Raw genomic sequence first — 25,214 nt, 5'->3', positions numbered from 1 at the left:
TTGCAGGTTGTGAAAAGCAACAAACGGCTTCCCGCCAGTCCGGGCTCATCGCCCCGACAGGTTTCCATTCCGAAATGCGGTCGGCGTTTGACCGAATTCGGCCTTGAACGCGCGGGTCATGGCGCTGGCGTTTTCATATCCACAGCGCCCCGCGATCTCGGCGATGGATTGTTCCGTATCCTCGGCCAGATTGCGCGCGCGGTTCAGGCGCAGACGCCGGTACAGCGCTTGCGGAGTTGTTTTCAGTTCCGCCTGAACACGCGTTTCAAGCCGTTTTTGCGAACACCCGATTTTCCGGGCCACACTCCGGACTGACAGCGGTGCTTCAAGATGCGCCTGCATGACGGTCAGCGCACGATTGACCAGCGTGTCCTCGGATTTCAGAGGCAGGTCATAATGGCCACGCCCGTTCCGGCTCATGAACAGGTGCTCAACCTCCATCGCCAGCAGCGGGCCGTGATCCCGGCGGATAAGGGTCAGGGCCAGATCGAAGGCTGCCATGGCCCCGGAACAGGTCAGACGGTTGCCATCGATGACAAACCGTTCCTGCACGGCCTCTACCGCCGGAAACCTTTCTTCGAACCGCGAAAATTCGTCCCAATGAATGGTTGCCCTGTGGTCATCCAGCAATCCGGCGCTGGCAAGCAGCCAGCTTCCCGTATCCAGCCCGGCCAGGTGCTTGTGTTTCTTGGCCGCAGCCAGCACGGCACGCATGGTCGACCGCGTATCCAGCTTCAGGTATCCATATGACGGCATGACAACAAGAAAATCCCCCTGTTGATCGCCGATGGCCCCGTTCGGGGTGACGACAAGGCCGCTGGAGCTTTGAACAGGGTTGCCGTCAAGCGAACAGAAGCGCCACGCATATAACGCCTGCCGCGACAGGGTGTTTGCCGCCCGCAACGGTTCGACCATGTTCGCAAGGCAATGGTTCGAGAACCCGTCGAACAGCAGGACATTGTACTGCTGCGATAATATTTTCGAATTTGGCATGAAACTGATCTATCTCTGCATGCCGTGACCATGAGCGATGGCGTTTGGTTGGTCAACCACCGATCCAGGGAACACGCGCCATGCAGTTTGGTCTGACAGAAGAACAGAACATGATCGTTTCGACGGTCCGCAGCTTTGTAGAAAAAGAAATCTACCCGCATGAAGACGCGGTGGAACGCAGCGGAACGGTCCCGCTGGAGCTTGGCAATGAGATCAAGCAGAAATGTATCGATCTGGGGTTCTATGCTTGCAACTTCCCCGAGGAAGTGGGCGGCGCGGGCCTGTCGCATCTGGATTTTACACTGGTCGAGCGTGAGCTGGGTCGTGGGTCGATGGCGCTGACGCATTTCTTTGGCCGCCCGCAGAACATCCTGATGGCCTGCAACGATGAACAGCGCGAACGCTATCTGCTGCCTGCTGTGCGCGGGGAAAAGATGGACGCGCTGGCGATGACTGAACCGGATGCCGGATCGGACGTGCGCGGCATGAAATGTCAGGCGGTGCGCGACGGTGGCGACTGGGTCGTCAACGGATCGAAACACTTCATCTCGGGCGCGGAACACGCGGATTTCTTTATTGTCTTCGTTGCCACCGGCGTGGATGAGACCCCGAAAGGCCCCAAAAAACGCATCACAACCTTCCTGGTGGATCGCGGCACACCGGGCTTTGAAGTGCGCGACGGTTACAGATCCGTCAGCCACAGGGGCTATAAAAACTGTATCCTGTATTTCGACAATTGCCGCCTGTCCGATGCCCAGGTTCTGGGCGAGGTCGATGGCGGCTTTGCGGTGATGAACGAATGGCTCTACGCGACCCGGCTGACGGTTGCGGCCTTCTCGGTCGGTCGTGCGCGGCGCTGCTTTGACTATGCGCTGAACTACGCCGCCGAGCGCAAGCAATTCGGCCAGCCCATCGGCAAGTTTCAGGGTGTCGGTTTTCAGATTGCCGACATGATCACCGAGATTGATGCCGCCGACTGGCTGACCCTTGCCGCTGCTTGGCGTTTGGATCAGAACCTGCCCGCAAACCGCGAGATCGCCTCGGCCAAGCTCTATGCCTCCGAGGCATTGGCGCGGGTCACCGACACGACGCTGCAAATCTTCGGCGGCATGGGCCTGATGGATGATTTCCCGATTGAACGGTTCTGGCGCGACGCCCGGGTCGAACGGATCTGGGACGGCACCAGCGAGATTCAGCGCCACATCATCAGCCGCGATCTTCTGCGTCCGCTGGGCGCCTGACCATGACCAAAGACCTGACCCGGCTGCTGCGCCCGAAATCCATCGCTGTCATTGGCGGCGGTGCATGGTGCCAACAGGTTATTCTGCAATCCGAACGCATAGGATATGCCGGTCAGATCTGGCCGGTCCATCCCAAGGCTTCGGACATTGCGGGCCACAAGGTTTATGGGCATATCGAAGACCTGCCCAACGCACCTGACGCGGTTTTTATCGGTATCAACCGCCACGCCACGGTCGAAGCGGTTCAAGTCCTGTCCAGCATGGGTGCGGGTGGCGCTGTCTGCTTCGCCTCGGGCTTTTCCGAGGCCGTGGCCGAGGACCACACCGGCGGGGATTTGCAGGATCAACTGATCGCAGCGGCCGGTGACATGCCCATTCTGGGCCCGAATTGCTATGGCTTCATCAACGCGCTGGACGGGGCATTGCTGTGGCCGGATCAGCACGGGGTTGTGCCCGTCGACAAGGGCGTGGCGATCCTGACGCAAAGCTCGAACATCTCGATCAACCTGACAATGCAGAAACGCGGGCTGCCGATTGCCTATATGGTCACCTGCGGAAATATGGCTCAGACCAGTCAGGCGCAAATCGCCTCGGCCCTGATCGATGACCCGCGCGTGACTGCCGTGGGCCTGCATATCGAAGGCTTCAAGAACATCCGCGAGTGGGAGGCGCTGGCCGCCAAAGCCCATGCAAAAGGCATCCCTCTGGTCGCCCTCAAGGTCGGCGCATCGGAACAGGCGCAAGCGGCAAGCGTTTCCCATACCGCATCTCTGGCGGGCAGCGATGCCGGGGCGCAGGCGCTGCTTGACCGGCTTGGCATTCCGCGCGTTTCGGCACTGCCTGACTTCCTTGAAACGCTTAAACTGTTGCACTGCTACGGGCCGCTGCCGGGGGGCAACATTTCCTCGATCAGCTGTTCGGGGGGCGAGGCGAGCCTGATTGCCGATATGGCCGTCGGCAAGGGGTTGCAATTTCCACGGCTGAGCGGTGAAAAGCTGACCCGCCTGCGCGGCGCGCTCGGGCCAATGGTCGCGCTGAACAACCCGCTGGATTATCACACCTATATCTGGCGTGACGAGCAGGCGATGACGCGGGCCTGGTCGGGCATGACGGGTGACGATATCGACATGACATTCTCGATCGTCGACTACCCGACCACCGACTCCACCGATTGGGCCTGCGCAACGCAGGCAGCGCTGAACGTACGGGCAGAAACCGGCGCCCGGTTTGCGATTGTCGCCACCTTGCCGGAACTTTTGCCGGAAGACATCGCACAACAGCTGATGGCCGGGGGTGTTGTCCCCTTCATGGGTCTGCGCGAGGCGCTATCTGCGACCCGCGCCGCAGGGCAGGTCAAGGCCCCATCCGCAGCGCCCGTTTTGCAACCGGGCATGATGGAACCAACCCAAACCCTGACCGAAGGCGCCTCGAAGGCGGCGCTGGCGGCATGCGGCCTGCGTATCCCGCAGAACCGGACGGTGCGGGGCGCGGAAGCTGCCCGTGCCGCAGCGGACCAGATGGAAGGCCCCTTTGCCGTCAAAGGTGTCGGGCTTGCGCATAAATCCGAACACAGCGCCGTTCGGCTGGGCATCCGGGCCCAGGACGTCGCGGCTGTCGCGGCAGATATCGGCACCGAAGACATCCTGATCGAGGAGATGGTTACCGGACCCGTTGCCGAACTTCTGATTGGCGTGGTGCGTGATCCCGCCCATGGGTTTGTTCTGACCCTTGGGGCAGGGGGCGTGCTGACCGAACTGCTGCGCGACACGGTATCCTTGCTGGTGCCCAGCCCGCCCGAAGACGTCCGCTCCGCCCTCGGTCAATTGAAGATCGCCCCGCTGCTGGCGGGCTATCGCGGTCAACCGGCGGCTGATATGGATGCGGTTGTTGCCGCGGTCGAGGCCGTTCAGACCTATGTCATGCAAAATGCCGACACGCTTGGCGAGGTCGAGATTAACCCGCTCCTGTGCACGCCGGACAAAGCCGTTGCCGTGGACGCCCTGATAAGAAAGGCCTGAGATATGGACCCGATCAAAACCCGCCGCGATGACTCGATCCTCGAGGTCACGCTGGACCGCCCTAAGGCAAACGCGATCGATCTGATCACCAGCCGCAGAATGGGCGAGGTCTTTGCTGAATTCCGCGACGACCCGGACCTGCGCGTGGCCATCCTGACCGGCGCTGGCGAGAAATTCTTTTGCCCCGGCTGGGATCTGAAAGCTGCCGCCGACGGCGACGCGGTGGACGGAGATTACGGCGTCGGCGGGTTCGGAGGCCTGCAAGAGCTGCGCGACCTGAACAAGCCCGTGATTGCCGCCGTCAACGGTATCGCCTGCGGCGGCGGGCTAGAGCTGGCCTTGTCAGCAGACATGATCCTAGCAGCTGACCACGCCACTTTTGCCTTGCCGGAAATCCGCTCGGGCACCGTTGCGGATGCCGCCAGCATCAAACTGCCCAAGCGCATCCCCTATCACATTGCGATGGAGCTGCTGCTGACAGGCCGCTGGTTTGATGCCGAAGAAGCCAACCGCTGGGGTCTGGTGAACGAGATTGTCGCCGCTGATCAGCTAATAGACCGCGCGTGGGAACTCGCCCGCCTGCTGGCGTCAGGGCCGCCGCTGGTCTACGCGGCCATCAAGGAGATCGTGCGCGATGCCGAAGACGCCAAGTTTCAGGACGCCATGAACCGCATCACCAAACGGCAACTGCGCAGCGTGGATGTTCTCTATTCCAGCGAGGACCAGCTTGAAGGTGCGCGTGCATTTGCTGAAAAACGCGATCCGGTCTGGAAAGGCAAATAATAACGCGGTGTGTTTGTCGCGCGGATCCGGTAAATTTCCCATTTACTGATCTGCGCCACAGGTGCACAGTTAGGCATGCCTTATTTCGAACGAAAACCATACGTTAGCACGCCACTTCCGGTCAGCCCGATCGCGCCGCAGCCGGATGCGCAACCGATCTCGGACATTGCCCGCCGCGTGCTTGGGGCTGAACGGGGCGCGCAACAGCCGCTTGAAGGGCCATTTGCGTGCCGCAAAACCTGCCACCCCGGCGGTACCGCAACCATATTGCTGTCCTTTGACGCACCAAACGGTGGCGGGCCTGTCGCATTACAGTTCGAACCGGGCGACCTGATCAACCGGAACGGCGACACTCTTCCGGCAAACCGGGTCAATGTTGTCCCCCCGCAAATCCAGTTAAACCCCGGCGAGTCAACAGATGTTGCCGTCATTGTAACCGTGCCGGATCTTGCCGATCCCGGCGAATATCACGGTCGGATTGCCTGCACGGGCACAGTGCAAACCTCGATCGTCGTGATGTATGAGGTGGCGGGCGCTCAAACCTGACGGGTTACGAGATAGTCCATGAAATGGCCCAGAAACGCGCGCGGCACTTCTTCAGTGGCTGCAAAAACCTGCGCAAACTCCTGACGGGCCGAGGCCAGCAAGTCATTGGCCGCGTCCTGTGCATATCGGATGCAGCCATAGTGATCCATGCGATCCAGAACCCAGCTGACATCCTGCGTCGAGCGGCTGTCGCGCGGGTTTGACAGCATCTCCGACAGGCGCGCTTTTTCGGGCTCGTCCGCCTGCAAGCTAAGCCGCCCCAGCATCAGCGTGCGTTTGCCTTCGTAAATGTCCCCGCCGATCTCTTTGCCATATTTGTCCTGCGAGCCCACGAGATTCAGAACATCATCCTGTATCTGAAACGCAGCCCCCAGAAAAAACCCAAACGCGTTAAAATCGTCCAGGTTCAACGCGCCAGACGCCACATCATGAGGCCGGGCAATCAACGCCCCGATGCGCATGGGGTGAATGAAGCTGTACCAGCAGGTCTTTTTCAGACACATCGTCAGATAATCCGATGCATCCACGTTCAGCCGGTTGTCCCGTATCCAGCCAAGCTCCAGCGCCTGACCTTCAATGGACTGCTGCAACAGATGATCAAACTCGTCCACCACGCGTATGCCGGTTTCAGGGCCCAGCGGCCCAAGGTTCTGGCGCAACAGGCGCAGGGCCAGCGATTGCATCCCGTCACCGGTATTGATCGCCAAAGGGACCCCAAGACGCTTATGCATACATTCGCGCCCGCGCCTGAAATCGCTTTGATCCTCGATATCGTCATGGATCAAAAACGCGTTGTGCAGCAGTTCAAGAACGGCGGCTGACACTCGCGCGGTCTCGCTGTCACCACCGAAAGCCTCGCAGGTGGCCAGCAACAGCGCGGGCCGCAAACCCTTGCCCGAGGTTTCGATGTAATCCCGCATCGGCCCGTACAGATAGGCCTGCGGCTCGCCCGTCGGCAGCAGTTGCAAAAGCGTCTCACGGGCCCGATCCCCGTATGAGGTCAGCGTTTTCAGAAAATCCTGCTGTACCGCAGGATCCAGATGTGCTGTGCCAGTGGCCACAGGGTCATCCCTTCTGGGTGATGATCACACGGGTTTTGGTCTCGTTCCTGCCCGTCTCGGCAAGGTTTGGTCCGGTTGCGGAAAAAGGTGAATCCGTCAGCGGCAAGGCTTTGGACAACACCCCTGTCTGGCCGCTGTCCCGGCCCAGATCAAAGGCAACATCCTCTGCAATCTCCTCTCCCGGGATCGGAAGATCAGCGGTCGGCTCGTAGGCCACCATCAGGTCAAACAGCTCTTTCGGAGGGCAGATCATGCGCAACGCGTCCGCAATCGCAGGGTCTTCGGTAATCCCGCCGGGTTTTGAATATTCCGTAGCCGGTTTCGCAATGACGGCAAGCGGCCCTTCGCCGCCACGCTCAACACCCACTGCATCCTGTCCCATCCTCAGCGCGGCTTCGACCGCAACTGCAAACCGGTTGTCCCAGGGCAGGCCGGCCTGATAACGGGCAAAATCATAGGCGCGCAGCGGTTTCAGGATATCCGGCTCGTGCAGGTCCCAGATCTGGCAGGGCTCTGCTTTTGATCCGCCGCGTTGCAGGATGGCGTTGACCGCCCGGCGTGCCGCTTCGTTTGCCCCTTCCATGGTGGCAAGGTCGGTGTAGGTGCGCACATAATCCGATGCCAGCATGAAATTCGGGATCAACGTGGCCGCCTCAGGGCGCAACCGCCAGCTGTTGATGCGGTTGACCAAAAGCGGCTCCACATTGGTTTGGCGCTTGGGGTCGTTGGGATCCTGCACAATATCCGGATCAAGGAACCAGTAATGCATGTCCTCGTCGCGCAGGACGGTCTGGCCATCTACGTTGACGCTCCGCTTGAGCTGTTCCCAAACCTCTTGCGCAATCTCCTCGCGGCTGCAATCACGCGCGGTTTTTCCGTTCAGGCCCGGCTTGTCCCATTCCGAAATATCTATTGAAAGCAGACCTTTGGTCTTGCCTTCTGCCCAGTTTTCAAAGTTGATGGCCGACCAGAACTGTTTTTGCGAAACCGCGGTCAGGGCCCAGGGGCAGTCAATGAAAATGACATGGCCGTGCGTCAGTTCAACATCCTTGGTCAGATAGAATTGAATTCCGTTCATCCATTGCACATCTTCGGCCAGCAGGGGCAGCTTGGCCAGAGACGGGTCGATTGCCGTCATCGCAGGGGTGATCAGCGGCGCGATCCGTTCGATCGGCATCGCACCGATGAACCAATCCCCGGTGACCTGCTTTTCTTCGCCATCCTGTTCAACCGTCGCGCTGACGATGCGGCCATCCTGGCAGTCGATGCCCGTGACCTTTGAGTTGAACTTGTACACGACCCCCTTGCTTTTGAGGTAATCCAGCCACGGCTGTATCCAGACAAGGTTGGTGGGACCGTTCAACAACCGGTTGCCATGCGGCTCGGGCGTCGCGATACCCAGTTGAAGCTGAACGGCAATGTCGCCCACCGTCTTTGTACTGGCAGTTGTCGCCTTCGCGGCCACTAGCGAACGGGTCAGGCCAATCGCCAGAAACTTCTGATACGCTTCCGAGCGTTGTTCGGCACCGATGAAATCCCACCACCCGATGCGTTCATATTCGTCGAACCGGCGTTCCTTGCAGGATGTCGCGATGCGCCACATGCAGGCGATGAAATGTTCGACATCCTCATAGGCGATCTGGTCCCGGGGCGAGAGCGTGAATGCAACCGTCTTGAGCGCGTCGGCCACGTCTTTCAGCGTGCGGGGAAACCGTTCGGGTACGATGATGCCTGGGTCGTCAAACTGGCTGACCAGAACCTGAGTGGTGGACACCAGATTATCATAACAGGTGCCTTTGCCGTAATAGGGCGTGCGCGCCATCGTATCGGTGATATGGCGGTAGAAATTCGGAAAGAACCGGAACCCGTGCTCGCCGGGCAGCCAGGGGCGTTTCACGCCTGGGGGATAACTGGCACCGTCCATCTCGGCCCATTGTTCAAGAGCCTTGATGTGTTTCGCCTTGGACCCGTGTTCGCCTTCGCCCTTCATCACGGGGATGCTGCGTGCCTTACCGCCGGGGATCAGCTGGCGCTCGTGAATCTCGACCTCGTACCCGCGCTCGATCAGCTCATGCGCGGCGCTCATTCCGGCCACGCCACCGCCCAATATGACAACCTTTTCAGCCATCGGATGTTCCTTTCGCGGAATAGACGTCAAAGCGCAGGGTGATATCGGACAGGCTGGCTTCGCCGATGCCGAACCCCTGCAACCTGTTCATCCAGGCATAATTCGGGTTTGACGTCAGGTATCGCGGCGCAAGCCGGACCGGGGCTGAGGCGGGCAGATTGCCCTTCGCCAGCCCGGCATACCCATCTGGGCCAAAGTCACAAACGCCGGTATCTTCAAACAGGATCGGCGCACCCCCTTCAACGGGTTGAATAAGCGCTCGGGCGTGCAAAAGCCCAACTCCGTCGGACCGCACGCGCATCCAGTCGCCCCCCAGCGGATCGATCGTCCCCTTCAGATGAGGCCCTTCAACCGTTCCGCCCCCTTTGATCCCGAAATGCAGCCAGATGCCGTCCGGTGTTTCACCCGAAGGATAGAACTCGTCGGTGAACGGCACTACAAACCTGCCCACATGTTCAAGCGCGGGCACTTGCGTGACTGGCTTTGCCGGGCTTGGCGGCGCAGGTTCGGAGGGCTTTCCGGGGCCAGGATCATATTCGCGACCACCGGTCGTCAGCACCGGTCGCCAGGTCAATGTCTTTTCCTGGGTCACAGATGGCAGCATGGCTGCAAACTGCTGAAACCCTGTCATCGGGTCGCATTGCAAGGGCCAGCCGCGAATGGCGCGTTCGGGGCCACCATCTTCGGAACAGATCACGCGGACCACGTCATGCGAAGACACGGCGGGTCCGGCTTCGATCAGCACCCGATTAAGCCCATTTTCGTTGATCAGCTCGGACCAACGCAATGTCACGCCCCGGTCTGTAAACTCCCCCATGACCAGATCTCCGGTCAGCACGTAATGGTGCAGATCGCCTGTGCTTCTTTGATCCTCAGGTGGAATTTCTGCTGCACGCGGAAGATGTGCTCACCGTCAGACGAGGTTTGCAGATACTTCACCGCGATATCCGAAGGCACGACAATCTCGACCGGCGCGCCTTGCAGCGATACAAGTGCTGCCTTGTTTGCGGGAAGGGTGCCCGATCGCAGCAGCGGGCCGTCAAGGAACGGAAGAATACTGTCACGCGGCAGCACCATCGAGTTTTCGATCGGCGTGGTCACGGCCTGAAACAGTCCGTTACCCATCACGCAGGCAAAAGGCCCAAGGTATCCGTGCGCTTCCAGCTTGTTGATGCCCGCAACCACGGCCTCGAATACTTCAGGGCCGGAACAGGGCTTTTTCTTCCCGTTGATCGAAATGGACTGACCTTCGCCAGCCTCCAGCAGCCCCGGGTATTTGCCGCCCCCGCTGACGGTATAAATCGGCGGCAGATCGGCAGGTGCGCCACCGGCATGTTTGGGGGCTTCGCTGCTGCCTGGCTGGCCGTTGAAAACGATGTCATCCTCGACCTTGGCCACGACGGCGGCGGCCCGGCGGAACATGATCATGGCCGCGGCCAGTTCCGGATCAGCCACCTGCGCGCCTTTCAGGTAGACGTTCACGGAAACCGTCGTCAGCCGCAGGGTGTCATAATCATTCACTTCCAGACGCTTGGCCGCGCCCGATGCGTTGTCGACCAGACCCAGCTTGTTCAGGGGAACAGATTGCGTGTCCGCAGGCAGCGGCCCATAAAGCGGCAGAAAGCTCGCAGCCACCCGCGCACGCAGCGCCTCATCATGGACCGCCTTGTTAACGGCATTCCACTGTTCGGTGTTCCAATCCAATGCATCGGTCATTGTAAATCCCTCTTGGTGATGCTGCCCTGTTTGGCCGGGCAGTCCGTCTCGTTCATTCGGCTTTCGTCAAACTGTCCAGAAGTGCCCCGGCGCGTTGTTCCTGAACAACGGCACCACATTCGCGGGCAAGCGCCAATGCCTGTTCAACCTCGGCAATCGCGCTGTCCCGATCACCCTTGGCTGCAAAGGCTTTGGCCCGCACGCGGTGATATTCCGGTTTGTTCAGCGTTTCTCCTCGTTCCCAACCGGGGGTACACACGGTTTCAAGCCGGTCCAGGGCCTGATCAATATCCCCGTGATCGATCATCAACTCAGACAGAACAATCTGATTCTGCGGAAAAGTAAAGTTTCCACCAGACTTGGAGATCAGGTTCATGCAGGCCTCGATATGGGCCGGAACGCCCTCGATGTCTCCTTTTCCCGCCTGCGCAAGACCCATGTAGATATCCTGCATGGCGTGAAGATACAGGAACCCTTCCTCGTCGGCGATCTTGCGGGCTTCCTTCATGGTCACATCCAGCCGGTCCCACTCGCCCGCGTAGGGCAGGAACATGCTGCACGCGCCCATGATGTAGACAAGGTTGGGTGCGTGGTTCAGTGCCCGGCTGACGTCGATGGCTTTCAGACGTGCGGCCTCCGCCTCATCAAACTTGCCCTGCTGCCACAGAAGGCACCCCTGAATGGCCAGCAAAGACGCCGTGGTCGAGGACTGGGTCATCGGCATCATGGCCATGTCCAGCTCGGGGGTAATCAGGGCAAAGGCACGGTCAAGCTGCTGCTCGCAATCCGCGAATTCCCCGCGGAAGTAATGCGTAAAACTCAGCGCGCGGGCCGCCAGCACGTTGGCGACAGGATCGCCGCTCATACCGGCCATCGCGTCCAGAGCCTGTCCCATCTCCATTGCGCGGTTCATCTGGCCCGCGACAAAGAAATTGGTCCAGCGGCAGAAAGTGGCCGCGAAAAGGGTTTCTCCATCGCCCAATGCATGGGCAAGCTCCATCGCGCGGGCGGCTGTCTCTCCGACCTGATCGGAGGACCATCCATAGATCGCCATGTAAGCTGGCAGGATATTCATCTGCACCCGAAGCTCGAATCCGTCACGCTCGGCATTGGCGGGCATCGTTCCGATATTGCGCAGTGCCGCGCGAAACGCCGAGATCGCAGGCAGGTTCGCCAACCGCGTCAGGGCTTGTTCGCCTGCCGTAAACCAGTTGGACACCGCCTCATCCTTCAACCCGCCATGGTCGCAGTGATGCGCCACGGTATCGGGGGCGGGGTTTCCGAATGCGTTATGTCCGGCCAGCAAGGCCCGGGCGATTTTCAGATGAACCTTCTGCCGGTCTTCGCGCAGCAGCGAGTTATAGGCCGTATCCTGAACCAGCGCGTGGTTGAACGTATAGGTGGCCGTTCCGGCTTCGCCCGTGATCAGCACAACCCCAGCCGCCATCAGCTGCATCAGTGCGCTTTCCACATCCATGGTTTCCTGCGCCACCGCCTGGATCATCGCCGAGGTGAAACTGCGCCCGATAACAGACCCAAGCTGCGCAATGGGCTTGGCGTTTTCCATCCGGTCAAGACGCGACATCAACGAATCCTGAAGGGTCGCGGGGATACTCAGGGCATCCAGAACCTCGGCGTTGATCGGCGCATCTTGCGGCAGCTGGTCCAGAACCGCCTTTGTCATCTCTTCGATGTAAAGCGGCACGCCATCGGCTTTCTCGACAATCTGCCTGATCAGGATGACCGGCAAACTGTACGGCTCGGCCACGCGCCGGACCAGTTCCGAGGCTTCACTGCCGGCCAGAGGCGTCAGATCGATGCGCGCCGCGCGGCCCTCGTAATGCTCTGGCGGCTCATATTCAGGGCGATGCGACAGGACCACCAGTATCGGGAACCCGTCCAGTCCTGATGCCAGCGCCTCCAGCACGTCCAGCGTGGTTGCGTCAGCCCAGTGCACGTCTTCCACCACCAGCAGCAAGGTGCCGCGCCTGTCACACAGGCTGCCAAGGCTGCGCAACAACACGTCCAGCGATTTGCGGGCCTTCTTCAGGGGATCGGGGTCCGGCGCTGCGCCCGTTTCGACCCCGGCCATATCCAGAAGAACAGGCAAATCCGTGTCGCTCAGTCGAGAGGCGGCCTGAACAAAATCGGAAATCGCGGCCCTGATGCTGTCATCGGACTTGTCGCCTGAAACACGCCTCAACTCTCCTACGATCGGGTGAAGCGGAAGGCTGGCCAGATGCGGAATGCACTGCAAGGTAAAGGGTTTGACGCCAATTGTTTCAGACAGGGACTTGATTAACCGCGACTTGCCAATGCCTGCGGCGCCACCGACAAACGCAAACCTGCCGGACCCCGCCTGTGCATCTTTCCAAAGCTGGGTCAGGACCGAAAGATCGTCGCCACGGGCGACAAGATCAACAGCTGACTGTCCGACACGCGCATCGAACCGGCTGGTCGCAACGCTTTCGGAAATGGCGCGATAGACCGTGCGCTGATTGTCAAATCCTTTCAGGTTGTGGCTGCCACGGGGCTCGAATTCGAATGCACCCTGTGTCAATCGCCACGTTTCGGCGGAAACGATCACCTCCCCCGGCTCGGCCAGACCTTGCAAGCGGGATGCAAGGTTCGCGGTTTCACCGACCAGAAAGTCCTGCGACCCAAGACTTGTTGACGAGACCACTCCCACAACAACCATACCGGTGGCAATTCCCGCGCGCAGATCCAGTTTTTCGCCAAACCTGTTTTCAAGGTTTTGTACGGCTTCGATGGTTTCCAGCACGGCGCGAACGGCGCGTTCGGCATCGTCCTCCATGGCTTTGGGATATCCGAAATAGACCATGATCCCGTCGCCCTGCCTGTAGGCCAGATGACAGCCATGCTGTTTCAGGGTGCCAATCGCCGTATCCAGATACAGGTTCATGATCTGCATCAGGTCTTCCGGGTCATACCGCTGGGCCAGCTGCGTCGACCCTACGAGATCGCAGAAAACCAGCGTAAGCTGCCGCCGTTCGGCTTCGGACCTAAGCTCCTGCCGGGTCGATGCTTCCTCAGATTTCAGACGGGCCTGCGCCTTGCGAAACCGTTTCCGTTCGCCAACCGTCAACCCCAGATCACGCAGTTCGGGATCTGTCAGCTCGTCCAGAATATCATCATCCACACCTTCCTGCCGAAACAGGGTGGCATGGTTTTCCAGATCAGCCAATTGAAGAACTTTTGAGATACGCGGCGATGCCTCAAGGACCCCCGTCATCGTTCTGCGCCCCCGCCCAATTTTCTTCCCCCCTTATTCCCCTCAAAACATATTGTATTTGTATAAGCAAAAATAGAGAGGAATTTACGTTCTATCCACATGACGCTGGGACACCATTGTTAACTTGTTATCTGCTGTGACAGATGTCGTTTCGAATTTCCACTCCACTTTGAATTTTTCTTGCCAAATCATTGGCTTTCGGTTTCATATTGATTTTTCACGCGCGAATTCGGGCCTGGCCTGCTGCCTTGCCGCGCGGAATGGGAATGGGTGTTTTGCCCTTGGCGCTAGGGCCTCGTACGCTTTCATCGAAGTTGTGGAAATGCGAAAATCAGACCCTGCCGATTTTCGTTGCTGCCGCGCTCCTTAAACGCTTCCGCTACGTCAATGGACGTGTCGCGCGCGGTACAAGCACCCGCTTTGGCGCTGGAAACGTGACCCGGCAGGATACCGGTTCCACCAATGGGCAGAACCGGTGTCTTATTCAGACAGTTGCGCCTTTCAGACGGATGGCAGTGCCAAGGCTGCCCGCGCAAAGCCCGACCAGAACCGAGATGCCCAGTTCCAGCGCTTCCACATGGGCAAACTGAAAGCCCGCGAAAACCAGCGTTTCCAGAATGCCGACACCGGCCCCCAGTGCCGCACCCAACCACAGCTTGCGGGTCATCATTCCAAGCGCCAGTCCCAGTATGCCGGGCAGGCCCAGGACATTGGCGCCGATTGTTCCAAGTAAGTCTAACATGTCTGCCCCCACCCTAATTCGAGCTGTTGTTCAGAAACGCGCGGATGTCGCTGCCCGAGGCGGAAGCATGTTCCTGAAGAACCACGCCCTCCACGGCCTCGCTTATCTTCTGGTATTGTTCCAGATAGTTCGCGGGCAGATTATGCGCGATGCCCTGATGGCAATCGATGCATGTCATGCCGGTGTCGATGGCGCGCTGGTGTTCCGACCCGGCGCGGGTTTCCTGAATGGTAAAGTCCATGTAGTCAAAGTTATGACAGTTGCGGCATTCACGGCTGTCCGATTCCTTCATCTTCTTCCAGACGGCCGAAGCCATGCTCAGGCGATGCTCTTCGTACTGCTCGGGTGTGCTGATGGTTCCGGCCAGCTCATGATAGACGTCTTTGACGGCCATGATCTTGGCTTTGATCTTGTGGCTCCATTCATCCGGCACGTGGCAGTCGGAACAGATCGCGCGAACGCCGGAATGGTTGTTGTAATGAACCGTTTCGCGATACTCGCCCAGGTTGGTTTCCATCGTGTGGCACGAGGTACAGAATTCTTCGGTATTCGTCAGCTCAAGGGTCCAGTGAAATCCACCCCAGAACAGGATACCGGCCAGAAATCCGGCCAGAACCAGAAAGCCTGAACTGAACAGCACCGTCGGCGTCCAGATCGCGTTCCAGAGGCGACCAAGCAAGCCGCGGTTTTCAGGAGAGTCGGCCATATCGGTGCTCCTTTCAGTCTTGCGTTGGATCAATTGCCGGCGGAGGGCTGGAACACGTTTTCGACCAGCGGCGGGGCGTCGGCCTGCGGTACGTGGCACTGGTTGCAGAAATACCGGGTTCCGGCGATCCGATCCAGTTCGCGGCCTTCGCGGTCCAGATAATGGGTCATCGAAAGGGTCGGTGCATTTCTCTCACCAGCTTTGGACCAGTCATGGCATGACAAACACTGATTGGTGCGCACATCGATTTGATACTGTTCGATCGAATGCGGGATCAGCGGCGGCTGCTGGCGATAATTACGCTGCATCCGTCCCTCTACATTCTTGTGGATTTGATCCAACGGGATCAGCTCGTCCACGTCCGCACCGCGCAGGGTTTCAACCTGAGCAGATTGCGCGACGGCCCATCCGCTCAGCAACAATACGGGTAGAAGGGCAATTCCGCCTGTAACGATTGATTTTTTCATCTTGGCACTCCCCTAGATAGGTCTGGCGGCGCGCGGCTCGGGCGCGGCAACTGGATCGGAAGGTTGGACGACATGGTCGTCGAACCGGTGAGTAAAGGTAAAAACGTCGACCGCGCAGACATCGATGCAGCGGCCACAATTCGTGCAGTCGGGTGACAGGATCAGCGGGGTACTTCCCGGTTTGCCCTTCAGCGCGGGCGAGATCACCTGATTTTCTGGGCAGACCGCATAACAATCCATGCAGTCATCGCAGGCGGCGCGGTTTGCGGCGCTGATCCGCAGCAGGCTTTTTGCTCCAATCAGGCCATAGAACTCGCCCACCGGGCACAGGTGTCCGCACCATCCGTGGCGCGAGACGAAGACGTCAAAGACAAAGATGGCGGCGATCAGGGCCCAGACAAAGCCCATTCCAAAGACCAGCCCGCGATGCAGCATGGTGATCGGGTTGTTCAACTCCCACGCGATCATGCCGCTCAGACCCGAAACAAGCAGGACAGTTGCCAGAATCCACAGGCGCGTGCCGCGCTTGGGCTGCCAGCCTTTCGGCAGGTCCAGCTTGCGGTGCAGCCAGTTGGCCGCGTCTGTCACCGGGTTTATGGGGCAGACCCAGGAACAATAGACACGGCCACCAATCAGCGCGTAGACCACCAGAACGATCAGCCCACCGATCAGCGCGGTCATTTCGGGCCAGTGGCCTGCAACCATGCTCTGCAACAGGATGAACGGATCGGTCAAAGGCAGCACGCCCAGCGTCAGCGACCCAGCCAGCGTGCCCTGAACAATCCAGATACCGAACCATGGGCCCAGCAGAAACAGAACCAGAAAGAACAGCTGGCTTGCACGGCGCAGCAGCAGATAGCGATGCGCGCCGATCCAGCCCTTGCTGGCGATGGCCTCGTGACCTGTGGGCATATCTGTGCGGGCGCTCATTGTCCCACCCCCGGCAGATCATATCCCGGTGCAAAGCCGCCGGGCGTGGCCAGATTGTCCGTACCCGGTCCGGGCAAACGGTCCGGCAGATCGATGATCCCCTCGACCACCGGCGCGCCTTTCGCGGCCTTTTCTTCCCAGCCCTTGCGGTAATGCTCTGCCGAACTGCCCCGTGCCAGCCGGGCAGGCAGCACCTTGATGGCGGCCTCGGGCAGAACACAGCTTTTCTCGCACATGCCGCAGCCGGTGCAGCGGTCGGCGTGGACGGTCGGGATGAACATCGCGTGATGACCCGACCGCGTGTTGTGCGTGGTGTCCAGCGTGATCGCCTCGTCAATGACGGGGCAGACGCGGTAACAGACATCGCAGCGCAACCCGAGGAAGTTCAGGCAGTTCTCCTGATCGACCAGAACCGCGACCCCCATCTTGGCATCGTCGATATTGTCCAAAGCGGGGTCCAGTGCCCCGGTCGGACATGCAGCGACGCAAGGGATGTCGTCGCACATCTCACAGGGAATATCCCGGGCGGTGAAAAAGGGCGTTCCCGTCGCTACCGCGTCCGAGCCTAACTCGGCCAGTTTCAACGTATCGTATGGGCAATCCCGCACGCATAATCCGCAGCGGATGCAGGCCGACAGGAACTCCTTTTCCGGCAGCGCGCCGGGCGGGCGCAAAGCCTCGGCCGGCAGGGCGCGGGCGTCGCGGGCCAGATAGGCCAGCACCGTCCCGGCGACCACGCAGCCGCCCGCCGCCCGCGCCGAATCCTGCAGGAACCGGCGCCGCTGCGGCGAAAGGGGTTTGTCGGCAAAAGACATGAGGATTTACCCGTACGATCCTTGTTGCCTATGCACGCTCGACCTTGCAGGCGCATTTCTTGAAGTCGGTCTCTTTCGACAGCGGGCAGGTCGCGTCCAGCGTCAGCTTGTTGGTCAACTGGCCTTCATCAAACCACGGCATGAACACCAGACCGCGCGGCACCTTGTTGCGCCCACGGGTCTCGACCCGGCTGGTGACCTCGCCCCGACGGGTGGACAGAACTATCTCCTGACCCCGGCGCAGATCCCGATCCTTGGCGTCCTGCGGATGCATGTAAACCACAGCCGCCGGGTAGGCGCGGTGCAGCTCTGGCACACGGCGCGTCATCGACCCCGAATGCCAGTGTTCCAGCACACGACCAGTGCACAGCCACAGATCATATTCCGCATCCGGTTCCTCGGCCGCAGGCTCGTAAGGCGCAAAGATGATGCTCGCCTTGCCATCCTTCTTGCCATAGAACTTCACGCCCGCGCCCTCTGGCACATAAGGGTCATAGCCTTCGCGGAAACGATACAGCGTTTCCTTGCCATCCACGACCGGCCAGCGCAGGCCACGGGCTTGGTGATAGGTTTCAAACGGAGCCAGATCGTGCGCGTGGCCGCGTCCGAAATTGGCATATTCCTCGAACAGACCCTTCTGAACGTAGAACCCGAAATGCTCGGATTCGTCGTTGTCAAAGCCCTCGGCCGTTTCCGACAGCGGGAACTTGTCGACGCTGCCATTGGCAAACAGAACCTCGTACATGGTCTTGCCGCGATGTTCCGGCATGGTGGCCAGCAACTCTTCGCCCCAGACCTCCTCAACGGTGAAACGTTTCGAGAATTCCATCACCTGCCACACGTCCGACTTGGCCTCGCCCGGTGCCTTGACCTGCTGCCGCCAGAACTGGGTGCGGCGTTCCGCGTTGCCATAGGCACCTTCCTTCTCGACCCACATGGCGGTGGGCAGGATCAGGTCGGCGGAAACCGCTGTGACGGTCGGGTAGGGGTCTGAAACGGTGATGAAATTCTCGGGGTTGCGATACCCGGGATAGCCTTCTTCGTTGATATTCGGTGCGGCCTGCATGTTGTTGTTGCACTGCACCCAATAGGCGTTCAGATCACCATCCTTCAGCTTGCGGTGTTGCAGCACGGCGTGAAAGCCGGGCTTGGCCGGAATGGTACCCGCTGGCACATTCCAGGCGGTTTCGCAAATCTTGCGGTGCTCGTCATTCATGACAACCATGTCGGCAGGCAGACGGTGGGCAAAAGTGCCAACCTCACGCGCGGTTCCGCAGGCCGACGGCTGACCGGTCAGCGAGAAGGGCGAGTTTCCGGGCTCGGAAATCTTGCCCACCAGCAAGTGCACGTTATACATCAGCGAATTCACCCACGACCCGCGGGTATGCTGGTTGAACCCCATGGTCCACAGGCTCATGACCTTGCGGTTCGGGTCGGCATATTGCTGGGCCAGACGCTCCAGCTTGTCCGCCGGAACGCCGGACAGCTCCGAGGTGTATTCCAGCGTGTATGCCGATACCGCCTCGGCATATTCCTCAAAGCTGATCGGCTCCATCTTGCCGACATCGGGGTTCGCGGCCTCTTGTTGCAGCGGGTGATTGTCGCGCAGGCCATAACCGATATCGGTGGCGGTCTTGGTGATGTTGACGTGGTTCTTGACGAACTCTTCGTTCACCGCGCCATTCTGAATGATGTAATTGGCAATGTAGTTCAGGATCGCCAAATCGGTCTGCGGGTTGAACACCATGCCATTGTCGGCCAACTCGAACGAACGGTGCTCGAAGGTCGACAGAACATGCACTTCGCATCCCGGCTTGGTCAGGCGCGTATCGGTCAGACGCGACCACAGGATCGGGTGCATCTCGGCCATGTTCGACCCCCACAGAACAAACGTATCTGCGTGCTCAAGGTCGTCATAGCAGCCCATCGGCTCGTCGATGCCGAAGGTCCGGATAAAGCCGACCACGGCCGACGCCATGCAGTGACGCGCGTTGGGGTCGATGTTGTTCGACCGGAACCCGGCCTTCATCATCTTGGCCGCCGCATAACCTTCCCAGACGGTCCACTGACCGGAACCGAACATACCCACGCTGGTCGGGCCTTTCTTGGCCAGCGCCTCTTTCCACTTGGCAGCCATGACGTCAAAGGCTTCGTCCCAGCTGACCGGCTCAAACTCGCCATTCTTGTCATATTCGCCGTTGGTTTTGCGCAAAAGCGGCGTGGTCAAGCGGTCCTTGCCATACATGATCTTGGACAGGAAATAGCCCTTGATACAATTCAGACCCCGGTTGACCGGCGCATCCGGGTCGCCCTGCGTGGCGACTACGCGGCCATCCTTGGTGCCCACCAGAACCGAACAGCCCGTACCGCAGAACCGGCAGGCGGCCTTGTCCCAGCGGATATCAGGCGCGGCGGCCTGGGCGCTGGCCGAACCAGCGGCCAGTGGAATGCCGGCAGCCGAGGCCGTGGCAGCCGCTGCGGACGCTTTCAGAAATGTACGACGGGATTCAGAGATGGTCATTGCATGGGCCTCCTGCTGGACGGTTGGCTTGGAGCATCGGGACGCGGAGCAGCCTCCGCGGGATCTTCGAAATGGTGATAGGTCAGCGATAGCGAGATCACGCCGGGGATCTGGTGCAGATCCATGATGGTTTCCGAGGCCAGCCGGTCGGCTGTATCCTCGACAACCACGACGAACCGGCCATCCTCGGCCTCGGCATGAAGCTCGACGCCATCGGTGCCGGTCATCGCCGCGCGCGCGGCGTCGGTGTGATCGGGGGCGATGTGGACAAGACAGCCACAGATATTCATTGGGTCACCTCCGGGTGCAAAGGGGCGGGGCGGTGCATCGTGATGGCCCCGGCGGGGCAGGCGGCAGAACATGTGCCGCATCCGATGCAGGTTTCGGTTTCAAGCGCCGGTTCAGCCCGCCCGCCCAGTTGCAGGCGAAAGCGGATGGCTTCCTGTTCGCAAGTGTCCTGGCACAGGCGGCAGCTTACCCCGTTCATCGACAGGCAGCTTGCAGCCTCGATCCGTGCGCGCCACGGCCACTCTGCCACACGCTCGGGCAACAGCGCCGGGGTCGGGCAAACCTCGGCACATGCACCGCATAAGGTGCAGCCGCCTGCAGAAAGATCCAGAACCGGAAAGCCGCTGTTGTCGAATGTGATGATCTCTTCCGGGCAAGCCCCGGCGCAGTCTTCGCAGCCTGTGCACAGATCGGCAAATCCTGTCACGCCCGCGCCCGGCGGACGGATCGCATCAGGATCCTCCCGTAGGATACGTGCGCTCAGAAAAGCGCGTCTGCTGGTCAACTGGCTCATGGCTGGCGACTCGAGTGTGGATAGATTGGTTCGCGTCCTTACTTCCTAGCTGCGCGAAGCAGCACACGAATTGACCTATATCATGTTTTTCGCGAATTTTCCTAACCCACCTGAGAGTTGCGACCATGCGTCATACATTCAGCTCGATATGGGCCTCGGGAAAACGCCGCAAGATTTCAGTGACTTGACTTTGAGATGTCGCGCAAATTGCCGTGGACAGACCATCTGCCATCACCGCATCAGGGGCAGAAACCGAAACCGTTCTGTCCCGGTTTGCAGGCCCGTCCGGGGTGATGATGTGACCGAAACCCTGTCCCAGCTGCGTCCCCAGCGATGATGACGTCGCGACAGCGCGGTCACGCAGCGCGACCCGCTTCAGAACCCGCTGGTCCGGCGCGGCCAACCCGACTTTCCAGGGCGTGCCGTCGCCTCGCGCACCTAAGGCGGCAACCTCTCCCATATCGACCAGAACATCACGCAAGCCAAAGCCCCGCAGCAGCGCGGCGATCCGATCCGTGATCGCGCCTTGGGCGATACCGTTCAGCGTCAGGGCCGACTGGCCCGGCACCGGCAGCCGCACCGACGCAGCATCGAAAGACACCCGTTCCCAACCCACAGCAGCGCGGGCGGCAGCCAGATCTCCGGGGCCTGCCCCTGTTGCCAAAGCATACCACAGGGGCTGAATGCTGGGATCGAAAGCGCCGCCGGATGCCTGATGCAGCGCACTGCTCAGGCTCAGCACCTCCAACAGCTCAGGCGCGGGTGCGGTCAAAACACCGTCGCGGTTCAGGCGGCTCAGCTGTGACTGCGGACGGTACAGGCTGAAGATATCCTCCAGCCGGGTCACCTCACCCTCGACGGCGGCAATGATCGGTGCGGCCTCGGCATCCGCCAGCCCGACCAGCCGCAGGCTGGCCGCAGCCCCAAGGGCTGTGCCGCGCCAATGCGCGTCCGAAGCCATGGCCGGGGTGGCCGCACAGGCAGCTGAAATGATCAGAAAACGGCGACGGGACAGGGCGGTCATACGGGGGTCTCCAATGTCAGATCAAGATCGACAGGGCCCAGCACTTCGGCATCGGGAATGTCGGGCAGGCGCATTGCGGTCCCGCCATAGGTCTCCGCGAAAACCTGCGCATCGGCAGGATCGGCAAAGGGCACCACTTCGCGCGCCCCCATGCCACCTGCCACATCGGCACCAACGACAAAAGTCGCACCATCCGCAGCGATCCAGTTCGAAATCCCCGGCTGCCGCCAGCTTGGCGCGACGCCCATATCGCTGACATATATGGCAGTGATATCCGCATCGCGCTCGGGGCTTTTCAGATAGGCCACCATGTCCCGCACCTGCGCGAAAAACAGCGGGGCCGGATAGCCTTCCAGATGAACCTGCCCCTTGGGGCCGCCATGCTCGGCGACATTCATCTGACAGAAATAGCTCAGCGCATCCGGTGTCAGATCGACCGGGTCAGGTGCCTCGGCGAACTCTTCCTTGCAGGCCACCAGTGCAAGCAATGCGATCAGGGCAAGGCGTCTCATGGCTCGACCCTCCGGAAAGCCAGCCGGGCGAGGGCAAAGCCCAGCACCGGCCAGATCAGCAGCGACGCGGGTGCGGCCCAGACCGGCAGGGCCTGTGCGGCCCCGGTCATGCCCGAAGCCATGGCCACGCCTTCCGTCGCGGCGATGTTCCACAAACGGAACGCGTCGGCCGGGTTGGCCACCATCACCCATGGAAAGACGGATTGGGTAAAGGTGCCGCCCTTGTCCATGACGACGGCCCCCAACAGGCCCAGATCGTAAAGGACGACAAAAACCAGCCAAAGCCCGGCCGACAGACCCGCTGCCGCCGTGGCGCCCCTCGCCAAAGCGGACAGCAGGTATCCAAGCGCCAGAAACACGGCGCCCAACAGGATCGAGGTCAGGATAAGTCGCACCAGCGCCATCAGGCTTTCCGGCCCCGCACCACCAAAGAACGCGGCTACCGCACCTGCGGTGCCAAAACCCACGGTCATGGCAAAGGCCAGCGCGGCCAGATGGGCGCAGAACTTGCCCAACAGGATTTCCCCGCGTCCAGCCGGATAGGACAGTAGCAGCGACAGGCTGCCCCGGTCCACATCGCCCGCGATGGCATCGAAGGAAATCATCAGCGCCAGCAAAGGCGCAAGGTAAACCGACAGCGTGGTCATCGACGCGACCGAGACGGTCAGCATATCAACACCCAATGTGCCGGTGGGCGCGCTGCCCGCAAAGGTCAGCGCCAAGGCGAACAGCACCATGATCAGCGTGGCAACCAACAGCCAGCGGTTGCGGCGCAGAATCAGCATTTCAGTTCGGGAAATGGCAAGGAAGCGGGTCATGTCCTCTCCTCCTGTGCGTAGTGGCGATAAAGGTCCTCCAGCTTGGGCGGTGTCATTTCCACATCCGCCACTGCATCGCCCAATCCGGCGATCCGGCGCAGGGCCTCCATCTTGTCTTCGGGTGTGCACAGCAGCTCGACCGATGCGCCGTTGATCCGGTTGCCGCCCAGTTCGGCGGCCAGGGCATCCGCATTGGCGGTGGCGCGCACCTTCAGGCGGATCGGCAGACCGGCCAGCGCCGACAGGTTGTTCAGCGTGTCATCGGCCACCATCCGACCCTTGCGCATGATGGCGATCCGGTCGGTGCGCGCCTCAACCTCGGTCAACGCATGGCTGGCAATCAGCACCGCGGTACCCTGCGCGGCCAACTCGTCAATAATGGCATAGAGGTCCTGGCGCGAGATCGGGTCCAGGCCCGATGTCGGCTCATCCAGCAGCGCCACTTTCGGCTGACCCAGCAGCACCTGCGCCAGCCCCAGTCGTTGCCGCATCCCCTTGGAATAGGCACCGATCCGGCGGTCCAATGCGTCGCTCAGGCCAACGCGCTCCAGCAGGCCGGGAACATCGGCTTTTGACCCGGACAGTTTTGCAAACAGCGTCAGCTGCTCGCGCCCGGTCAACGCCGGGTGAAACGAGACCGCCTCGGGCAGATAGGCCGTATCCCGTCGCGCTTGCGCGCTGCCGGGGGTGGCGCCCCCGATCCGAATGGCTCCGTCCCGAATGGGTGTCAGGCCAAGGATGGACTTGATCAGGGTCGATTTTCCCGCGCCGTTATGGCCCAGCAGCGCCACGCGCTGACCGGGGGCAAGGGACAGGGTGATATCGTCAAGAACGCGGGTTTTCCCCCGGTTCTTGCAAACATGGTCAATTGACAGGGCCTTATCCGTCATGAGGCACCTTTTTCATAGCTGGGGGTTCAGGGGCTTGCATCAATGGGTTGCTGTCCATCACACCCCCCGGCAACAACGCCGGGAAGGCCGATTGCGACCAGCGCACCAGCTGCACGGCAGGCGAGCCGAGCAGCAATTTGGCTGCGGGTTGGGTCCACAGCACATGGTCCATACTGTCATTGGGTCGATAGGGGACATCGGCGATTCCGTTGCCATCCACATCATAGGCGGCAAAATCGGACCAGTAATTGCCGCGCCCGTCTTCGGACCACTCGACCCACTTGGTCGAGACGTATTTCACCTGCGTCCGGTTTCCGATGAATGAATTGCCAACAATGCGGTTGCGTTCGCTGCCAGCGGTAAAGTGGATACCGATGCCACATCCCTCGAACCAGTTGTCGGTGAATTCGTTCTTGTTCGAGTTATACAGGAAGGTGCATTTTTCCTTGGCACCTTTCACGACATTGCCGGTGATGACGCTCTTGTTGGCATAGTTCAGCATCACGCCATGTTCGCGGTCCCCGATCGAGACGTTGTTGGCGACCCGCACATTGGTCGTGAACATCACCGCATAGCCCAGATCGTTGCCGATCGAGACATTGTCGCTGACGACCGAGTCGTCGGCATACATGTAGTGAACGGCAAACCGCAGATCGCGGAACAGGTTGCCGGTAAAGGTGTTCTTCTTGGACGAATTCACAAAGATCCCGTCGCGGCCATAGCGGATGTCATTGCCTTCAACCACCGCACCCGGCGCGTTCCAGACATAGACACCATTGCCGCGCGCATTCATATGGCGATCCTGCCGCCCTTCAATCCGGTTGCGTCGTACGATGCTGTCCTTCGCACCGTGGATGTCGATGCCGTAAAGATTGCCCAGCAGCACGTTATCCTCGACCACCGGCGCGCGCGCCGTCTTGGTCAGCTGGATGCCGCTGTCGATCCCGTCATGGTCCGATCCCGATCCGATCACCGTCAGACCGCGTACGGTCACGCCCGGCCCGGTCACTGTGATCACACTGCCTTGGCCTTGGCCGTCGATGGTGGCCTGTCCCAGCCCGTCGAGGGTCACGGGCCGGTCCAGAACCAACTGCTCGACGTAAACGCCGGGGCTCAGGCGAAGGGTGTCCCCATCCGCCGCCTGCGCCAGTATCTCGTTGATGGCCCCCGCCCGATTGGGCACATCCCAGTCCGCCGCCCAAAGGGGCGAGCCGAGCAGGAGCGGTATGAGCAGGGGCCAACGCATGT

General features: G+C 60.5%; 23 protein-coding genes. 4 read left to right on the top strand and 19 right to left on the bottom strand.

Features of this window, described 5'->3' with window-relative positions; translation table 11 throughout:
* Window positions 1-45: 45 nt before the first annotated feature.
* Window positions 46-993: a GlxA family transcriptional regulator gene (locus AC2FLO_RS18115; RefSeq protein WP_496754049.1), complete on the bottom strand. Its 948-nt coding sequence runs from the start codon at window positions 991-993 to the stop codon at window positions 46-48.
* A gap of 80 nt (window positions 994-1,073) precedes the next feature.
* On the opposite strand from AC2FLO_RS18115, the gene AC2FLO_RS18110 reads away from it, so the two are divergent.
* The 4 genes from AC2FLO_RS18110 (at window position 1,074) to AC2FLO_RS18095 (ending at window position 5,581) form a co-directional block, all read left to right on the top strand.
* On the top strand, window positions 1,074-2,234 hold the full coding sequence (locus tag AC2FLO_RS18110) for an acyl-CoA dehydrogenase family protein (RefSeq protein ID WP_496811736.1): 1,161 nt from the start codon (window positions 1,074-1,076) through the stop codon (window positions 2,232-2,234).
* Between the two features lie 2 nt (window positions 2,235-2,236).
* Entirely contained in the window at window positions 2,237-4,252 is a 2,016-nt protein-coding gene (locus AC2FLO_RS18105) for an acetate--CoA ligase family protein (protein WP_496804376.1), read from the top strand.
* A gap of 3 nt (window positions 4,253-4,255) precedes the next feature.
* On the top strand, window positions 4,256-5,035 hold the full coding sequence (locus tag AC2FLO_RS18100; protein WP_496754052.1) for a carnitinyl-CoA dehydratase: 780 nt from the start codon (window positions 4,256-4,258) through the stop codon (window positions 5,033-5,035).
* Window positions 5,036-5,110: 75 nt separating this feature from the next.
* Window positions 5,111-5,581, top strand: coding sequence for a hypothetical protein (locus AC2FLO_RS18095; RefSeq protein WP_480833124.1), 471 nt, complete (start codon window positions 5,111-5,113; stop codon window positions 5,579-5,581).
* On the opposite strand, the gene AC2FLO_RS18090 is transcribed toward AC2FLO_RS18095, so the two are convergent.
* From AC2FLO_RS18090 to AC2FLO_RS18005, 18 genes are all read right to left on the bottom strand, one after another.
* A complete protein-coding gene (locus AC2FLO_RS18090) occupies window positions 5,572-6,642 on the bottom strand; it encodes a polyprenyl synthetase family protein (RefSeq protein WP_496754053.1) in 1,071 nt (356 codons plus the stop codon). The genes AC2FLO_RS18095 and AC2FLO_RS18090 overlap by 10 nt on opposite strands.
* Before the next feature lie 4 nt (window positions 6,643-6,646).
* Entirely contained in the window at window positions 6,647-8,770 is a 2,124-nt protein-coding gene (locus tag AC2FLO_RS18085) for a hydroxysqualene dehydroxylase (RefSeq protein ID WP_496754055.1), read from the bottom strand.
* Window positions 8,763-9,587: a DUF3237 domain-containing protein gene (locus tag AC2FLO_RS18080; RefSeq protein WP_480588510.1), complete on the bottom strand. Its 825-nt coding sequence runs from the start codon at window positions 9,585-9,587 to the stop codon at window positions 8,763-8,765. Before AC2FLO_RS18080 ends, AC2FLO_RS18085 begins: the two co-directional genes overlap by 8 nt.
* Before the next feature lie 14 nt (window positions 9,588-9,601).
* Window positions 9,602-10,486 carry an encapsulin gene (locus AC2FLO_RS18075; protein ID WP_209507025.1) on the bottom strand — a complete coding sequence of 295 codons (885 nt, stop codon included), beginning with the start codon at window positions 10,484-10,486 and terminating at the stop codon, window positions 9,602-9,604.
* A 52-nt stretch (window positions 10,487-10,538) separates the two neighbouring features.
* Window positions 10,539-13,739 carry an adenylate/guanylate cyclase domain-containing protein gene (locus AC2FLO_RS18070; RefSeq protein WP_496811735.1) on the bottom strand — a complete coding sequence of 1,067 codons (3,201 nt, stop codon included), beginning with the start codon at window positions 13,737-13,739 and terminating at the stop codon, window positions 10,539-10,541.
* A gap of 484 nt (window positions 13,740-14,223) precedes the next feature.
* Window positions 14,224-14,481 carry a hypothetical protein gene (locus tag AC2FLO_RS18065; RefSeq protein WP_267363546.1) on the bottom strand — a complete coding sequence of 86 codons (258 nt, stop codon included), beginning with the start codon at window positions 14,479-14,481 and terminating at the stop codon, window positions 14,224-14,226.
* A gap of 13 nt (window positions 14,482-14,494) precedes the next feature.
* Window positions 14,495-15,187: a NapC/NirT family cytochrome c gene (locus AC2FLO_RS18060; protein WP_496754057.1), complete on the bottom strand. Its 693-nt coding sequence runs from the start codon at window positions 15,185-15,187 to the stop codon at window positions 14,495-14,497.
* A 29-nt stretch (window positions 15,188-15,216) separates the two neighbouring features.
* Window positions 15,217-15,654 carry a nitrate reductase cytochrome c-type subunit gene (locus AC2FLO_RS18055; RefSeq protein WP_480588504.1) on the bottom strand — a complete coding sequence of 146 codons (438 nt, stop codon included), beginning with the start codon at window positions 15,652-15,654 and terminating at the stop codon, window positions 15,217-15,219.
* 12 nt (window positions 15,655-15,666) lie between these two features.
* Window positions 15,667-16,584, bottom strand: a complete 918-nt coding sequence (gene napH / locus AC2FLO_RS18050) for a quinol dehydrogenase ferredoxin subunit NapH (RefSeq protein WP_496754059.1) — start codon at window positions 16,582-16,584, stop codon at window positions 15,667-15,669.
* Window positions 16,581-17,399 carry a ferredoxin-type protein NapG gene (napG, locus tag AC2FLO_RS18045; protein WP_267363552.1) on the bottom strand — a complete coding sequence of 273 codons (819 nt, stop codon included), beginning with the start codon at window positions 17,397-17,399 and terminating at the stop codon, window positions 16,581-16,583. The genes napH and napG overlap by 4 nt, the downstream gene beginning before the upstream one ends.
* Window positions 17,400-17,427: 28 nt before the next feature.
* Window positions 17,428-19,920 carry a nitrate reductase catalytic subunit NapA gene (gene napA, locus AC2FLO_RS18040; protein ID WP_496754060.1) on the bottom strand — a complete coding sequence of 831 codons (2,493 nt, stop codon included), beginning with the start codon at window positions 19,918-19,920 and terminating at the stop codon, window positions 17,428-17,430.
* Window positions 19,917-20,210, bottom strand: coding sequence for a chaperone NapD (locus tag AC2FLO_RS18035; RefSeq protein WP_267363554.1), 294 nt, complete (start codon window positions 20,208-20,210; stop codon window positions 19,917-19,919). The genes napA and AC2FLO_RS18035 overlap by 4 nt, the downstream gene beginning before the upstream one ends.
* The gene (gene napF, locus AC2FLO_RS18030; protein WP_496754061.1) at window positions 20,207-20,722 is read right to left on the bottom strand and encodes a ferredoxin-type protein NapF; all 516 of its coding nucleotides are present in this window, start codon (window positions 20,720-20,722) and stop codon (window positions 20,207-20,209) included. Before napF ends, AC2FLO_RS18035 begins: the two co-directional genes overlap by 4 nt.
* 130 nt (window positions 20,723-20,852) lie before the next feature.
* On the bottom strand, window positions 20,853-21,746 hold the full coding sequence (locus tag AC2FLO_RS18025; RefSeq protein WP_496754063.1) for an FAD:protein FMN transferase: 894 nt from the start codon (window positions 21,744-21,746) through the stop codon (window positions 20,853-20,855).
* Complete coding sequence (locus AC2FLO_RS18020; protein ID WP_480588492.1) at window positions 21,743-22,258, bottom strand: nitrous oxide reductase accessory protein NosL; 516 nt, start codon at window positions 22,256-22,258, stop codon at window positions 21,743-21,745. Before AC2FLO_RS18020 ends, AC2FLO_RS18025 begins: the two co-directional genes overlap by 4 nt.
* Entirely contained in the window at window positions 22,255-23,076 is an 822-nt protein-coding gene (locus AC2FLO_RS18015; RefSeq protein ID WP_480588490.1) for an ABC transporter permease, read from the bottom strand. Before AC2FLO_RS18015 ends, AC2FLO_RS18020 begins: the two co-directional genes overlap by 4 nt.
* Entirely contained in the window at window positions 23,073-23,966 is an 894-nt protein-coding gene (locus AC2FLO_RS18010; protein ID WP_480484301.1) for an ABC transporter ATP-binding protein, read from the bottom strand. The genes AC2FLO_RS18015 and AC2FLO_RS18010 overlap by 4 nt, the downstream gene beginning before the upstream one ends.
* Window positions 23,956-25,212, bottom strand: a complete 1,257-nt coding sequence (locus AC2FLO_RS18005; protein WP_496754065.1) for a nitrous oxide reductase family maturation protein NosD — start codon at window positions 25,210-25,212, stop codon at window positions 23,956-23,958. The genes AC2FLO_RS18010 and AC2FLO_RS18005 overlap by 11 nt, the downstream gene beginning before the upstream one ends.
* Window positions 25,213-25,214 lie beyond the last annotated feature (2 nt).

This window comes from Ruegeria sp. TASC047, assembly GCF_059612445.1.
Note: the sequence above shows the minus strand (reverse complement) of the source record. Positions and strands in the feature narration are given on the sequence as shown.